Annotated in this window: 12 protein-coding genes; 1 reads left to right on the top strand and 11 read right to left on the bottom strand. The window is 70.9% G+C overall.

Annotated features, from left to right (window positions below):
• Positions 1-29 precede the first annotated feature (29 nt).
• From ACIBK9_RS32115 to rpmE, 8 genes are all read right to left on the bottom strand, one after another.
• Positions 30-1,319 carry an MraY family glycosyltransferase gene (locus ACIBK9_RS32115; protein WP_358283433.1) on the bottom strand — a complete coding sequence of 430 codons (1,290 nt, stop codon included), beginning with the start codon at positions 1,317-1,319 and terminating at the stop codon, positions 30-32.
• Between the two features lie 57 nt (positions 1,320-1,376).
• Positions 1,377-2,642 (bottom strand): serine hydroxymethyltransferase, encoded by a 1,266-nt coding sequence (gene glyA / locus ACIBK9_RS32110; RefSeq protein WP_397162459.1) that lies wholly within the window; start codon positions 2,640-2,642, stop codon positions 1,377-1,379.
• 223 nt (positions 2,643-2,865) lie between these two features.
• Positions 2,866-3,240, bottom strand: a complete 375-nt coding sequence (locus tag ACIBK9_RS32105) for a hypothetical protein (RefSeq protein WP_352349993.1) — start codon at positions 3,238-3,240, stop codon at positions 2,866-2,868.
• Positions 3,240-5,603, bottom strand: coding sequence for a hypothetical protein (locus ACIBK9_RS32100; protein ID WP_397162458.1), 2,364 nt, complete (start codon positions 5,601-5,603; stop codon positions 3,240-3,242). The genes ACIBK9_RS32105 and ACIBK9_RS32100 overlap by 1 nt, the downstream gene beginning before the upstream one ends.
• 88 nt (positions 5,604-5,691) lie before the next feature.
• Complete coding sequence (locus tag ACIBK9_RS32095) at positions 5,692-6,348, bottom strand: L-threonylcarbamoyladenylate synthase (RefSeq protein WP_357971048.1); 657 nt, start codon at positions 6,346-6,348, stop codon at positions 5,692-5,694.
• Between the two features lies 1 nt (position 6,349).
• On the bottom strand, positions 6,350-7,204 hold the full coding sequence (prmC, locus tag ACIBK9_RS32090) for a peptide chain release factor N(5)-glutamine methyltransferase (protein WP_352320399.1): 855 nt from the start codon (positions 7,202-7,204) through the stop codon (positions 6,350-6,352).
• A complete protein-coding gene (gene prfA, locus ACIBK9_RS32085; RefSeq protein ID WP_358283426.1) occupies positions 7,201-8,253 on the bottom strand; it encodes a peptide chain release factor 1 in 1,053 nt (350 codons plus the stop codon). The genes prmC and prfA overlap by 4 nt, the downstream gene beginning before the upstream one ends.
• A gap of 85 nt (positions 8,254-8,338) precedes the next feature.
• A complete protein-coding gene (rpmE, locus tag ACIBK9_RS32080; RefSeq protein WP_352320396.1) occupies positions 8,339-8,557 on the bottom strand; it encodes a 50S ribosomal protein L31 in 219 nt (72 codons plus the stop codon).
• A gap of 220 nt (positions 8,558-8,777) precedes the next feature.
• Between rpmE and ACIBK9_RS32075 the strand changes: the two genes are divergently transcribed.
• Entirely contained in the window at positions 8,778-9,857 is a 1,080-nt protein-coding gene (locus tag ACIBK9_RS32075) for a hypothetical protein (protein WP_397162457.1), read from the top strand.
• A gap of 40 nt (positions 9,858-9,897) precedes the next feature.
• Here ACIBK9_RS32075 and ACIBK9_RS32070 read toward each other — a convergent pair whose 3' ends face one another.
• The 3 genes from ACIBK9_RS32070 to rho all read right to left on the bottom strand — a co-directional run bounded on the left by ACIBK9_RS32070 (position 9,898) and on the right by rho (position 13,976).
• A complete protein-coding gene (locus ACIBK9_RS32070; RefSeq protein WP_358283423.1) occupies positions 9,898-10,533 on the bottom strand; it encodes a response regulator transcription factor in 636 nt (211 codons plus the stop codon).
• A gap of 10 nt (positions 10,534-10,543) precedes the next feature.
• On the bottom strand, positions 10,544-11,809 hold the full coding sequence (locus ACIBK9_RS32065) for a sensor histidine kinase (protein ID WP_397162456.1): 1,266 nt from the start codon (positions 11,807-11,809) through the stop codon (positions 10,544-10,546).
• Between the two features lie 154 nt (positions 11,810-11,963).
• Positions 11,964-13,976, bottom strand: coding sequence for a transcription termination factor Rho (gene rho / locus ACIBK9_RS32060; RefSeq protein WP_397162455.1), 2,013 nt, complete (start codon positions 13,974-13,976; stop codon positions 11,964-11,966).
• Positions 13,977-13,985: the final 9 nt, after the last annotated feature.

Raw genomic sequence — 13,985 nt, 5'->3', positions numbered from 1 at the left:
CGCTTTTACCTGCCGTTTCTAGTTCCCGATCACGGACGGCTCGGAAATGCAGGAATGACCGGTTTGCCCTCGGCGCTCGCGCGTTCCTGCGCCGAAGGGCCGCCCTGCGGCGGCATCTGCCGCCTGACCTGGGTGTCCGGGCCGATCGGCGGCATCGGGCCGGTGGGCGGGCCGTCGTCGTCGGGCTGCTTGTCGCGCGTGGCGGCGTGCGCGCCGCCCCTCCCCCGCCACCGCGGCGCGGCCATCAGGACGAGCACCGCCAGCGCCAGCACGATGACCACCACGAACAGCAGCACCGGCACGCCCTCGCGGGACATCGCCACCAGGCCGAAGGCGAACAGGAACGCCCACGCGTACATGATCAGCACCGAGCGGCGGTGCGAGTGGCCGATGTCCAGCAGCCGGTGGTGCAGGTGACCCCGGTCGGGCGCGAACGGCGACATGCCGTGGGACGTGCGCCGGACCACGGCGGTGATCAGGTCGATCAGCGGCAGGACCAGCACCGCCGCCGGCAGCATCAGCGGCAGCAGCACCGGGACCTTGTTCATGTCCTCGATGGCGGCCGGGTCGAGCGGCGTCACCGTGACGATCGAGGAGGCGAGCACCAGCCCGATCAGCATCGCCCCGGTGTCGCCCATGAAGATCTTGGCCGGATGGAAATTGTGCGGCAGGAAGCCCAGGCACGTGCCGATGAGGACGGCCGCGATGGCCGCCGTCGTGGTGATGTTCCCCACGCTCATGCTCTGGGCCAGCAGGATCGAGTACGCCCACGTGGCCATGGCGGCGATGCACACGATGCCGGCCGCGAGCCCGTCGAGGCCGTCGACGAAGTTCACGGCGTTGATGGTGACCACCACGATCATGATGGTGATGATCGTGCTCAGCGTGTAGTCGAGGCTGGTGGAGCCGCCCCAGTCCTTCGGCAGCGGGATGTAGAGCAGCCGCAGGTCGAAGTAGACCAGCACGCCCGCCGCCGCGATCTGCCCGCCGAGCTTGATGAAGGCGTCCATGCCCCACCAGTCGTCGAGGAAGCCGGTGAGCGTGATCAGGCCGCCGGCGACGATCAACGCGGTGACGGCTTTGCCGTCGTACTCCGACAGCGCCGCGCCCGTGTGTTTCAGCTGGCTGGCGACCAGCAGGCCGACCACGAGGCCGCCGTACATGGCCAGGCCGCCGAGCCTCGGCGTCGGCGTGGTGTGCACGTCGCGCTCGCGAACCTCGGGCATGGCGCCGATGCGGATGGCGAAGCGGCGCACCAGCGGGACCAGCAGATACGTCACCGCTGCCGAGATGAGCGCCATGAACAGGTATTCGCGCACGGACCTAGTTTCCCGGATGCTCCGGCCAGCTGTGACCGGAAACCGACACAGACCAGCTTAATATTCGCTGAGATATGGCTGATGGATGGCGAGAAGCGCCGCCACTCTTTCCCTGACCTCGGGCGCTACGGCCGGGTCGCGCACGGACATCGACAGCAGACTTCCCACCTCTTCCATCTCCCGCGGGCCCATGCCCTGCGTGGTCACGCACGCCGTGCCCACCCGGATCCCGGAGGTGACGGCCGCCGGCTCCGGATCGTAGGGGATGACGTTGCGGTTGAGCGTGATGCCGGCGACCGCGCAGCGCCGTTCGGCCTCGGCGCCCGACACGCCCAGCTCACGCAGGTCGATCAGGGCCAGGTGGGTGTCGGTGCCGCCGGTGACCGGACGCATGCCCGCCCCGTCCAGCGCGCCGGCGAGCGTGCGGGCGTTGGCGAGGACGCGGCCCGCGTACTCGGCGAACTCCGGCCGCAGCGCCTCCCCGAACGCCACCGCCTTGGCCGCCACCGCGTGCATCAGCGGCCCGCCCTGCACGAACGGGAACACCGCCCGGTCGATCTTGCCGGCCAGCTCCTCCGTGCACAGGATCGCGCCGCCGCGCGGCCCGCGCAGCACCTTGTGCGTGGTCAGCGTCACGACGTCCGCGTACGGCACCGCCGACGGGATCACCCCGCCCGCCATCAGCCCGATCGGGTGCGCCACGTCGGCCAGCAACCACGCGCCCACCTCGTCGGCGATGCCGCGGAAGACCGAGAAGTCGATCAGCCTCGGGTACGCCGTCGCGCCGCACACGATCACCTTGGGCCGGCGTCGCAGCGCCAGGTCACGCACCTCGTCGTAGTCGATGAGCTCGGTGTCGCGCCGCACGCCGTAGGAGGCGACGTCGAACCATCGTCCCGAGAAGTTCGCCTTCGAGCCGTGCGTGAGGTGGCCGCCGTGCGGGAGCGCCATGGCGAGCATGGTGTCGCCGGGCTGCAGCAGGGCGGCGTAGGCGGCCAGGTTGGCGCTCGCGCCGGAATGCGGCTGGACGTTGGCGTGCTCGGCCCCGAACAGCCTGCGCGCCCGCTCCACCGCCAGCCGTTCGGCCCGGTCGACGACCTCGCAGCCGCCGTAGTAGCGCCTGCCGGGGTAGCCCTCGGCGTACTTGTTGGTGAGGGTGGAGCCCAGGGCGGCCATGACCGCGGGGGAGGTGAAGTTCTCGCCGGCGATCAGCTGGATGCCGGCGCGTTCGCGTTCGAGCTCGTCGAGCAGCACCTGCGCCAGCTCCGGATCCTGCCGCCGCAACCGCCCGAAGTCGGGCCCGTAGTACGGCTCCCCACCCATTTCTCCACTGTACGACCGCATGTCCGATTTGCCCAGATAGCCGCGGTGCGAGGGCGGTCGGTTGCGGGGGCACGGGGTCCGTGCCGGTCAGGAGCCATGAGGGCGTTCACCTGCGTAGGCCAGAGGGCGGCGACCGCGAAGCTCCGAGAGCGCGAAGCGCACGGACCGCGAAGCTCAAGGAACGCGCAGTACCGGAACCGCGAAGCGCCGGGGAGGTCGGAGGTCAGGGGAAGGCGTGTGGTGCGCCGGTCTGGCTGGGGATCCACCTCGGGGTGTCGTCGGCCTGATCGCTGATCGCGGTGAGCACGGCGTGACGGTAGAGAGCCAGCTTCGACCGCCATTCCCGGATGTCCTGCACATATCGATCGCCGACCGGCGCGTCCCACGTCTGCGGGCTCTTGGCCAGCGCGTACGCCTTGTCGAGGGCCGTGCTGAGCTTCTCCAGCATGGGCATGACGGTGTTCCAGGCGGTGACGAGACGTTCGTAGTCGGGGTTGAACTCGTAGGCCAGCGGCTGGTTGTCCAGCGGGCCCGCGGCGGTGACGGGCGGCATCTCGTCCCTGCTCCTGGGCCTGGGCGCGGGCGGGTCGACGTACATCACACGCTCCTTCCCGACGTCCCGGGATCGACCTCACCCGATGGACCGTCCGGCCTGATGTCCCTGGGCGCCCAGTCACCCTCGCCGTACTCACCGGGCGGAGCCTCCACGGACGGCATGTCGAGCGGCTGAATGTCGCGGACGTCGTCGATCAAAGTCCTGATCGCCTCTGGCCCGGCCGCGGACACGTCCACAGCCACCACCCCGTCCCCTTCACTCACCCACTTCCCACCGGCCCGCCCGCCGTCCAAGCCCTGCGCCCCACCATCGCCATGCCCCTCGACACCATGCCCCCCGCCGCCGTAAACAGCCGCGCCATGACGCCCTGTATCACCACCAGCCGATACGTCCCCTCCAGCAGAGACGTCCCCTCCAGCCGAGACGGCCGCCCCTCCCCCAGGCGCCGTAGGCGGAATCCGCACCCCAGCAGACCCATCACCCCGCCCCGCCGCTCCACCGTCCGCACCGGCGCGACCAGCGTCCGCCACGCCACCATCAGCACGCCCGGCATCAGCGGCGCCGCCACCGGTCCCCACATCGGCACGCCCGTTACCCGCGCCCCCATCGGCACGTCCGTTCCCCGCGCCGCCATCGGCACGCCCACCATCGCCGTACCCGCCACCGACGTCACGACCACCGTTCACGGCACCGCCATCAGCCCGACCATCATCAGCCGCACCACCACCGGTCCCCACGCCGCCACGCCCGCCGTCCGCGTGCCCACCGTCGGTGTTGCCGCCGGTGCCGCTGCCGGCGTCGCGGCTGCCGTTGGCGGTGTCCGCGTCGGTGCGGGTGCCGTTCGTGGCCTTGTCGTCGGCGCAGGCGGTGCCGTCAGTGCGGCCGGTGTCCGTGGTGCCGCCGTCGGAGCGGCCGGTGTCGCTGTTCGCGCCGCCGCTGGGGCCGTCGGCCCGGCCTGTGCCGGTGTCCGTGTGGCCATGTGCGCCGTCGGCCCGGCCGGTGTCGCCGATGGGCTGGGTGCCGGTGCCTGTGGTGGCGTCGGGGCGGGTCGGGGTGGAGGAGGCGCCGTCGGCGTGGGTGCCGTGGGTGTTGCCCGCCTCCCTTGGGGTGCCCTGGTGGGCGCCTGTGTCCCCGGTGGGGCCGCCGTAGGTGTCTCCGGTGGTGCCGGAGTGGGTGGCGGCATCGCCTTGGGTGCCGTTGTGGGAGGTCGTGTCGCCTGCGGTGCCGAAGTGGGCGCCCGTGCCTTCTGACGTGCCATAGGGGTGACCGGCGGCCGTTGCAGCGCCGTAGGGGTGGCCGGTCGCGGTTGCGGTGCCGTACGGGTGACCGGTGGCGGTTGTGGTGCCGGGGTGGTGGCCGGTGGTGGTGCCTGAGGTGGTCGTCGAGGGGTCGGTGCCGCCCTCTCCTGTCGGCACCGACAGCCCTTCGCCTCCGCCCGCCGTCGCCGCACCGCCGTCGGCGTGCACGGTCGGCATGTCGGCGGGCTGCACGTTGTCGACGTTCTTGAGCAGGGACTCCAGTTGTTCGGCCGTGGGCGGGTCGATGGGGACCTGGAGCACCTTCACGCCGTCGACCACCACGACCTGGGGCTTGTGCGGGTCGTCCGGCTGATCCTTCGCGGGGACATTGGTCGTGCCGGTGTCGGCCTCCGCTCCCCGGTCGCGTCTGCTGTCCTGGTCGGGGGCCTTGGGGTCGTCGGCGGCCGGGGTGTCGCCGGTGCTGCCGTCGCTGCGGCCGTCTGTGCGGTCACCGGTCCGGTCGTCGGTCCTGGTGTCGTTTCCGCTGGTCCCGGTGTCCTTGTCGGCGCCGTCGCACGCCTTCCCGTCGCCGTCGGCCTTGGCACCGTCGTCACCGGTCTTACCGTCGTCACCGGTCTTGCTGTCGGGGTCCTTAGGCGTCGGCGGGTCCGTCGGCTTGGGGTCGTGGTCTTTCGACGCAGGCGGGTCCGTGGGCTTGGTATCGGGGGTTTTCGGGGGTGGGTCGGTGGGTTTCGGGTCGTGGTCCTTCGGGGTGGAGGGGTGGGTGGGCTTCGGGTCGGCGGGGTGGGCGGGGTCGGTGTGCTTGGGCGGGGTGTCGGCGCGGGGGTTGCCGTACTTGTCGTCGCGGCTGCCCGGCGACTCCTTGGGCTCGTCGGCCGTGCCGCCGCCGCCCGTCTTCGACGTGTCGCCCAGCTTCCCGTCGGCGCGCTTCTCCAGGACGGCCAGCCGCGCGTTGACGTCCTTGACCATGTGATCGGCGGAGTCGGCCACCTGGACCGGACGGTGGGTGCTCCGCGCGGACAGCCCGGCACGGCTCAGCACCGCCCTGACCTGGTCCTCGGCCGTGCGCAGCGCCGAGGACGCGTGCTTGACCTCGGTCAGCAGGTCACGGACCAGCTGCGGATCCATGCCGTCGAACTTGCCCATGGGCCACTCCCGGACGTGTCGCCGTTCCGGGACTCACGGTAATCGCGGCCGTGGCGTCGCCGCAGCCGGGATGCAAAGACGGTATACGTCAGTCGTCGGTGGCGACGTAGCCGATGATGCCGCGCAGCTTCTCGACGGGGATCGCGCCGCGGCGCAACATCCGGGGCACCGCCGTGGTGAGGTCGAGGATGGTCGAGGGCGTGTTGTCGGTGGTCTTGCCGCCGTCGAGGTAGACCGCGACCGAGTCGCCGAGCTGCTCCTCTGCCTCCTCCGCCGTCGTCGCCGCGGGGGCGCCGGAGCGGTTGGCGCTGGAGACGGCCATCGGGCCGGTCTCCTTGAGCAGGTCGAGGGCGACCGGGTGGAGCGGCATGCGGACGGCGACCGTGCCCTTGGTGTCGCCCAGGTCCCAGGAAAGGGCCCTGTTGGCCCTGCAGACCAGCGTGAGCGGCCCGGGCCAGAAGGCGTCGATGAGATCCTGCCCGTAGGGCCCGAGGTCGTCCACGAGCGCTGTGGCGGCTCTGACGGTGCCCACGAGCACGGGCGGCGGCATGTCGCGGCCGCGCCCCTTGGCGTCGAGCAGCGCGGTGACGGCCGGCGGCATGAACGCGTCGGCGCCGATGCCGTAGACGGTGTCGGTCGGCAGCACGACCAGCTCGCCGCGGCGCACGGCGGTGGCGGCCTCGATCAGGCCCTCGGCGCGCTGGTCGAGGTCGGAGCAGTCAAAGCGTCTTCCCACGGCGTGCATCCTAGTCCTGGCCGAGTCTGGCCGTGACGAAGCGGTCCCTTCGGGTGAGGTCCTGGCGCAGGCGGACGTCGCGCCAGCCGTTGTCCTCCGGGAAGGTCAGATAGACGGCCCTGCCCTGCTCGTCGGCGTGTTCGACGGCCACCCAGCCGCCGGGACGCAGCAGGCGGCGGGCGGTGCGTTCGACCGCGCGCACCTCGCCGAGGCCGTCGTCGCCGGAGCCGTAGAGGGCCCGGGAGGGGTCGTAGTCGCGGACCTCGGGGTCGCGCGGGATGGCGCCGGGCGGGATGTACGGCGGGTTGGAGATCACCAGGTCGACCTTGCCGTTGAGCTCGGGAAGGGCTTCGGCGAGGTCTTCCGGGTGCAGGTGCGTACGCCCCTGGCCCAGCTCGGAGATGTTGCGCTTGGCCCAGGTGTAGGCCGCGGGGTCGACCTCGACGGCGTGCACCTCGGCGAGCGCGACCTCCTGGGCGATCGACAGCGCGATGGCCCCCGAGCCGGTGCCGAGGTCGACGACGAGGGGCGCCGTCACGTCCATGGCGCGCAGGGTCTCGATCGCCCACCCGGCCATGACCTCGGTCTCCGGCCGCGGCACGAACACGCCGGGGCCGACCGCGAGCTCCAGGTAGCGGAAGTAGGCGTGGCCGGTGATGTGCTGCAGCGGCTCACGCGCCTCGCGCCGGGCGATGCCCTCCCAGAACAGCGCGTCGAAGTCGGAGTCCTTGACCGTGTGGAGCTCGCTCCTGCGCACGCCGTGGACGAACGCCGCGATCTCCTCCGCGTCGGTGCGCGGCGAAGGCACACCTGCCTCGGCGAGCCGAGCGGTGGCCAGAGCGATCTCGTCCAGCAGAAATGTCATGAGTGTTGTGCGAGCTTCTCCGCCATCTCGGCGTCGATGAGTGCCTGGGTGACGGCGTTGAGCTCGCCGTCGAGAACCTGGTCGAGGTTATACGCCTTGAAGCCTACGCGGTGGTCGGAAATCCGGTTCTCGGGAAAGTTGTACGTGCGGATGCGCTCGGAACGGTCGACCGTGCGGACCTGCGACTTGCGCTCGGCCTGCGCCGCGGCGTCGGCCTGCTCCTGTGCCACGGCCAGCAGGCGGGCACGCAGGATGCGCATCGCCGACTCCTTGTTCTGGAGCTGGCTCTTCTCGTTCTGGCAGGAGACGACCACGCCCGTGGGCAGGTGGGTGATGCGCACGGCCGAGTCGGTCGTGTTGACGCTCTGGCCACCGGGACCGCTGGAGCGGTAGACGTCGATACGCAGGTCGTTGGGGTCGATCTGGACGTCGACCTCCTCCGCCTCCGGGTAGACCAGCACGCCCGCGGCGCTGGTGTGGATGCGGCCCTGGGACTCGGTGACGGGCACCCGCTGCACGCGGTGGACGCCGCCCTCGAACTTGAGCCTGGACCACACGCCCTCGTCGCCCTTGGCCTTGATGCCGACCGTGACGTCTTTGTAGCCGCCGAGGTCGGAGGGCTGGGTGTCGATGATCTCGGTCTTCCAGCCGAGGCGCTCGGCGTAGCGCAGGTACATCCGCAGCAGGTCGCCGGCGAACAGCGCGGACTCCTCGCCGCCCTCGCCCGCTTTGATCTCCATGATGATGTCTTTGTCATCGTTGGGGTCGCGCGGGATGAGCAGGTGCTTGAGCTTCTCCTCAAGCTGCGGGATGCGCTCCTCGATCTCGGCCGCCTCGGCCGCGAACCCCTCGTCCTCGCCGGCCAGTTCCTTGGCCGCCGTCAGGTCCTCGCGGGCCGTGTCGAGCTCCCGGTAGGTGCTGACGATCGGGGTGAGCTGGCTGTAGCGCCGGCCGAGTGTGCGGGCCTTGTTCTGGTCGGCGTGCACGGCGGGGTCGGCAAGCTGCAGCTCCAGCTCGGAATACTCCTTGAGCAACTCGTCGAGGTTCACCGTGGGTCCTTCAGTGGTTTGAATGCCGTTTCACCAACAACGCCGACCCGGCGCACGTGGTGCGGCCGGGTCGGCGTCGGTGAAGCTACTTGCCCGTGGCCTTCTTGCCGAAGCGCTTCTCGAAGCGAGCCACCCGGCCGCCGGTGTCGAGGATCTTCTGCTTGCCCGTGTAGAACGGGTGGCAGGCCGAGCACACGTCGGCGTGGATGACGCCGTTCTTCGCGGTGCTGCGGGTCGTGAACGTGTTGCCGCAGGAGCAGGAGACCTGCGTCACGTGGTAATCGGGGTGGATGTCGGGCTTCATGGCTGTCCTTTCGGGCTGCGGCCGCCGGGTCGCCTTCACGCATGGCGTGAACCGGAACCGCAAAATGGTCAGCTACCAGTGTGCCAGATCGTGCAACCTGCCCAGGCCATGGGGCATTCCCGCGATCTTCATGACGCGGCCGCACGCGCCACACTAGGCTCCCTCGCACAAACCATCACTTTTCCCACAAATGGGACTTAGCCAAAGGATCATCCAACTGATGAAGAGAAGGGTGCGGCTGCTCCTCGCGGCCGCCACGGGGGCCGCCGTTCTCCTCGGAGGCGCCGGTCTCTCGGCCACCGGCGCGTCGGCCTCGGCGTACGCGCTGGCGGACGACTTCACGGGCGACGCGTCGGCGAGCGCGTACGTCCCGCTGGAGAAGGACGTCGACGCCACCGTCACGCTCAAGCTCAAGAACCCGGACACCGTCACCGGCGTGACCGGGTCCATCGAGCCGCCCGGCAAGTCGGCCAAGACGGTGTCGTTCGACTTCACGCCGAGCACCTCCACCTCCACCTCCACCCCGACCGCCACCCCGTCGCCGGCTCCCGACAAGACGATCACCGGCAAGTGGACGATCACCAAGGACGACCCGGCGGGCGACTGGAAGCTCACCGTCAACGTCGCCCGCGCGGGCGGGGGAAGCAGCCCGAGCACCTTCACCGTCAAGGTCTCCGGCAAGCAGGGCATCTCCGGCGCGAACGTCACCCCCGACCCCGTCCAGCTCGTCAAGGGCAGGGACACCAAGGTCACGGTCGAGGCGACGGTGAAGGACGCGGGCACGGTCTCGGCCAAGCTCGTCAGCGACACCACCAGCGAGTACTACGACCTCGGTGAGCTGGCCAAGGAGTCGGACAGCTACTACCGCGGCGTCACGTACTTCACCGACGACACCACCGAGGGCGCCTGGACCCTGGAGGTGTACGCCACTCGCAGCGGCCAGACGCTCAAGGGCGAGGCGTCCTTCTCGGTCGTCGCCCCCACCGGCGGCGCGTCCAAGAAGGCCAAGACCAGGGTGACGATCTCGGCCCCGAACAAGGTCACCAAGGGCCGCGCGTTCAAGGTCTACGGCAAGGTCTACCGCGGCACCAAGGCGTACAAGAACAAGGTCGTCGAGGTGTACTTCAAGGCCAAGGGCACCAAGACGTACAAGTTCATGGGGTACGCCAAGGCCACCTCGACCGGCAAGTACAGCAAGACCTTCAAGGCCAAGAAGGACGGCTACTTCCAGGTCAAGGTGCCCGGCACGAGCAAGACGCGCACCTCCCTGTCGCCGCAGGAGTTCGTGGACGTGAGGTAGCGGGTACGGCCCGCATCCCCAACCCCGGGTGCAGGCCGTATCAGCGACCCAGATACGTCAAAACGGCGAGAACCCGCCGATGGTCCTCGGGCGCGGGCCCGAGGGCCAGCTTGGCGAAGATGCCGGACACGTGTTTCTCCACCGCCCCTTCGGTGACGACCAGCCTGGAGGCGATCGCGGTGTTGGAGCGGCCCTCGGCCATCAGCGCCAGGACCTCGCGCTCCCGGGGGGAGAGCAGGTCGAGCGGCGCACCCCTGCGCCTGCGGCTGAGCAGTTGCACGACGACCTCCGGATCGATCACCGTGCCGCCCGCCGCCACCTCGCGCACCGCCTCCATGAACTCGGCCACGTCGGCCACCCGCTCCTTCAGCAGGTAGCCGACGGCCTTGCCGATCAGCTCGCCCGCGTAGCGCTCCTCGACGTACTGGGACAGGACCAGGATCGGGAAGTCGGGCCTGGCCTCGCGGACCCTCAGCGCCGCCTTCAGCCCCTCGTCGGTGTGGGTGGGCGGCATGCGCACGTCGACGATCGCCAGGTCGGGCTCGTGTTCCTGGACGGCGGCCACCAGCGCGGGCCCGTCGGAGACCGCCGCGACGGTCTCGAAACCGCCGTCGGCGAGCAACCGCGCCAGCCCCTCGCGCAACAGTACGGAATCCTCGGCGATGACCACGCGCATGTGCACATGACTACCATTCGCAGGGCAGCTCCGCACGCACGATCGTCGGCCCCCCGACGGGGCTGTGCAGCACGAGCACGCCGTCGATGGTCGCCGCCCGGTCGGCCAGGCCCGACAGCCCGCCGTCCGGCGTGACGACGGCGCCGCCGATGCCGTTGTCCCACACGTCCACGACCACGCCGCGGTCGCCGCCGAACACCGCCACCGACGCCTCCGTCGCGCCCGAGTGCTTGGCGAGGTTGGCCAGGGCCTCGGCGACGATGAAGTACGCGATGCTCTCCACCGCGGCGGGCGGCCGTTCGGCCAGTTCGACGGAGACGTCCACGTGCACCGGGGCCCGCGCGGCCAGCCCCGACAGCGCCGCGTCGAGCCCGCGGTCGGTGAGGATGGCCGGGTAGATGCCGCGGGCCAGGTCGCGCAGCTCGGCGATGGCCGCCTTGGTGCCCGCGTGAGCCTGGACGATCAGCGCCCTGGCCTCCTCCGGCTCGGTGTCGAACTTGGCCTGTGCCCGTCCGAGGTCCACCGCCACCGACAGCAGCCGCTGCTGCGCGCCGTCGTGCAGGTCGCGCTCGATCCTGCGGCGTTCGGCCTCGGCGGCGTCGATCCCCCTGGCCCGGCTGGCCCGCAGCCGCTCCTCCTCGCTGCCGCCGAGCAGCACCGTGGCCAGGGTGCCGTGCAGCCAGGCCATGCCCCGTACGAGGTAGGCCGTCACGACGAGCAGCACCACGCCGGCCGCGCCCGCGACCAGCACGCCCGCCCAGTCGTCGATGATCAGGCCGGTGCGCCCGTCGCTCAGGACGTACAGGACGCGGGCCAGGGGCGCGAGGAGCAGCACCGCCGTCGCCGTCCACAGCGCCAGCGACAACGCGGACTCCACCAGGCCCAGCGGGAGGAGCATGAGGAGGTAGCCGAGGTCCTGCCAGGTGGCCTTGTCGCCCAGCAGCCAGGTGAGGTGCGAAAGCAGCCCGCCCTCGGGCCTGCTCCGGTACGGGTCGGCGATCCGCACCCCGAACGCCGCCCCCATCAGCCGCCGCTCCAGCATCGCCCCGCCGCGCCACATCAGCACGGTCGCCATCGTCAGCGGCAGCCCCACCCAGACGATCACCAGCGGCACCGCCACCGTCGTCGCCAGGGTCACCACGACGAACCAGACCATCCCGAACAACGCGCTGACCAGCAGGTACGGAGCCGCCCGCCAGGTCATCGGGTCGACCAGCACCCCTAACGGCCCCTTCGGCCCGAACCGCACCCTGTCCTTCAGCCTCACCGATCGCATGCCCCCAGCCTGCCCGGCGCCGCGGACGGGGTGAATGGAGCAGACGTCCGATCCGCAGGTGGGGTTAACCCCACCCTCGGCGCCTTGGCACGGCCTCGGCACGCGAAAGGGGCGGCGGGAGAACCTCCCCGCCGCCCCTTCAGGCGCGTGGCCGCTAGTCGCGGTCGTTGCTCACCGTGGTCTTCTGCACCTGCAGCAGGAACTCGGCGTTGGACTTGGTCTCCTTCATCTTCTCCAGGAGAAGCTCCAGAGCCTGCTGCATGTCCAGGGCGTGCAGCACCCGGCGGAGCTTCCAGACGATCTGCAGCTCCTCCTTGGCCATGAGGATCTCTTCCTTACGCGTGCCGGACGCGTCGACGTCGACCGCGGGGAAGATGCGCTTGTCGGCCAGGGAGCGGTTGAGCTTGAGCTCCATGTTGCCGGTGCCCTTGAACTCCTCGAAGATGACCTCGTCCATCTTGGACCCGGTCTCGACCAGGGCCGTGGCGAGGATCGTCAGCGAGCCGCCGTTCTCGATGTTGCGCGCGGCGCCGAAGAAGCGCTTCGGCGGGTAGAGCGCCGTGGAGTCGACACCACCCGACAGGATACGACCGGAGGCCGGGGCCGCCAGGTTGTAGGCGCGGCCGAGTCGCGTGATCGAGTCGAGCAGGACGACCACGTCGTGGCCCAGCTCCACCAGGCGCTTGGCGCGCTCGATGGCCAGCTCGGCGACCGTGGTGTGGTCCTCGGCCGGACGGTCGAAGGTCGAGTGGATGACCTCGCCCTTGACCGACCGCTGCATGTCGGTGACCTCTTCGGGACGCTCGTCCACGAGCACGACCATCAGGTGGCACTCGGGGTTGTTGCGGGTGATCGCGTTGGCGATCGCCTGCAGCACCATCGTCTTGCCGGCCTTCGGCGGCGAGACGATCAGACCACGCTGGCCCTTGCCGATCGGCGAGACCAGGTCGATGATCCGCGTGGTGAGGATGTTGTGCTCGGTCTCCAGGCGCAGGCGCTCCTGCGGGTAGAGCGGCGTCAGCTTGTTGAAGTCGGGCCGGTTGCGGGCCTGCTCCGGGTCCATGCCGTTGACGGTGTCGAGGCGGACCAGGGCGTTGAACTTCTCGCGGCGCTCGCCGTCGCGCGGCTGGCGCACCGCGCCGGTGATGACGTCGCCCTTGCGCAGGCCGTTGCGGCGGATCTGGGCCAGCGAGACGTAGACGTCGTTGCTGCCCGGCAGGTAGCCGCTGGTCCTGACGAACGCGTAGTTGTCGAGGATGTCGAGGATGCCGGCGATCGGGATGAGCACGTCGTCGTCGCCGATGACGGGCTCGGTGCTGTCGAAGCGGTCACGGCCGCGGCCGCGGTTGCGCTCCCTGAAGCGGCCCCTGCGGCCACGCCCGCGGTCGTCGTCGTCGCCGCCACGCTGGTCGCCACGCTGGTCGCCGCCCCGCTGGTCACCGCGCTGGTCGCCACGCTGGTCACCGCGCTGCTCGCCACGCTGCTCGCCGCGCTGGTCGCCCCTGCCGCCGGCGTCCGTGGCGCGCTGGTCGCCGCGGCTGCTCTCGGCACGGCCGCCCTCACCGCGGTCGGCACGGTCGCCACGCTCACCGCGGTCGCTGCGCTCACCGCGCTCGCCGCGGTCGCTACGCTCGCCACGCTCACGGCGCTCGCCGCGGCTGCGCCGCTCGCGACGGCTCTCGCGCTCGCCCCGCGTGTCGGCCTGACCGGCGTCCACGACCTGGGCCTGCTGCTCGACGGCCGGCTCGGCCGGCGCGGCCACGGGCTCGGGGGCCGCGGCCACCGGCTCGGCGGCCTGCGGTGCGGCCTCGTCGGCGGGCTTGGTGCGGGAACGTTCCCTGCGCGTACGGGTGGGCCGCTCGGCCACGGGAGGCGCGGCCTCCGTCAGGACGGGCGCCGCCTCAACCGCGGCTGCCGCCGGAGCGCCGTCTCCGGAGGCGCCACCCTGCTTCTCCTGGATGGCCGCGATGAGCTGGCTCTTCCGCATGCGCCCGGTGCCGCTGATGCCCAGCTCAGCGGCCATCTTCTGCAGCTCGGGCAGCACCTTGGCGGACAGGCCGGTGCCGGAGCGACGCGCACGAGGCTTGGCCGCGGCGCGGGTGGGGGTGTCGCCGGACGCGGGCTGAGAGCCTGGTGCGTCGGAGAGGAGTTCGGTGGTGTCGCTCAACTAAAAGGT

Source organism: Nonomuraea sp. NPDC050227 (assembly GCF_044459705.1).
Lineage (GTDB): Bacteria > Actinomycetota > Actinomycetes > Streptosporangiales > Streptosporangiaceae > Nonomuraea.
Note: the sequence above shows the minus strand (reverse complement) of the source record. Positions and strands in the feature narration are given on the sequence as shown.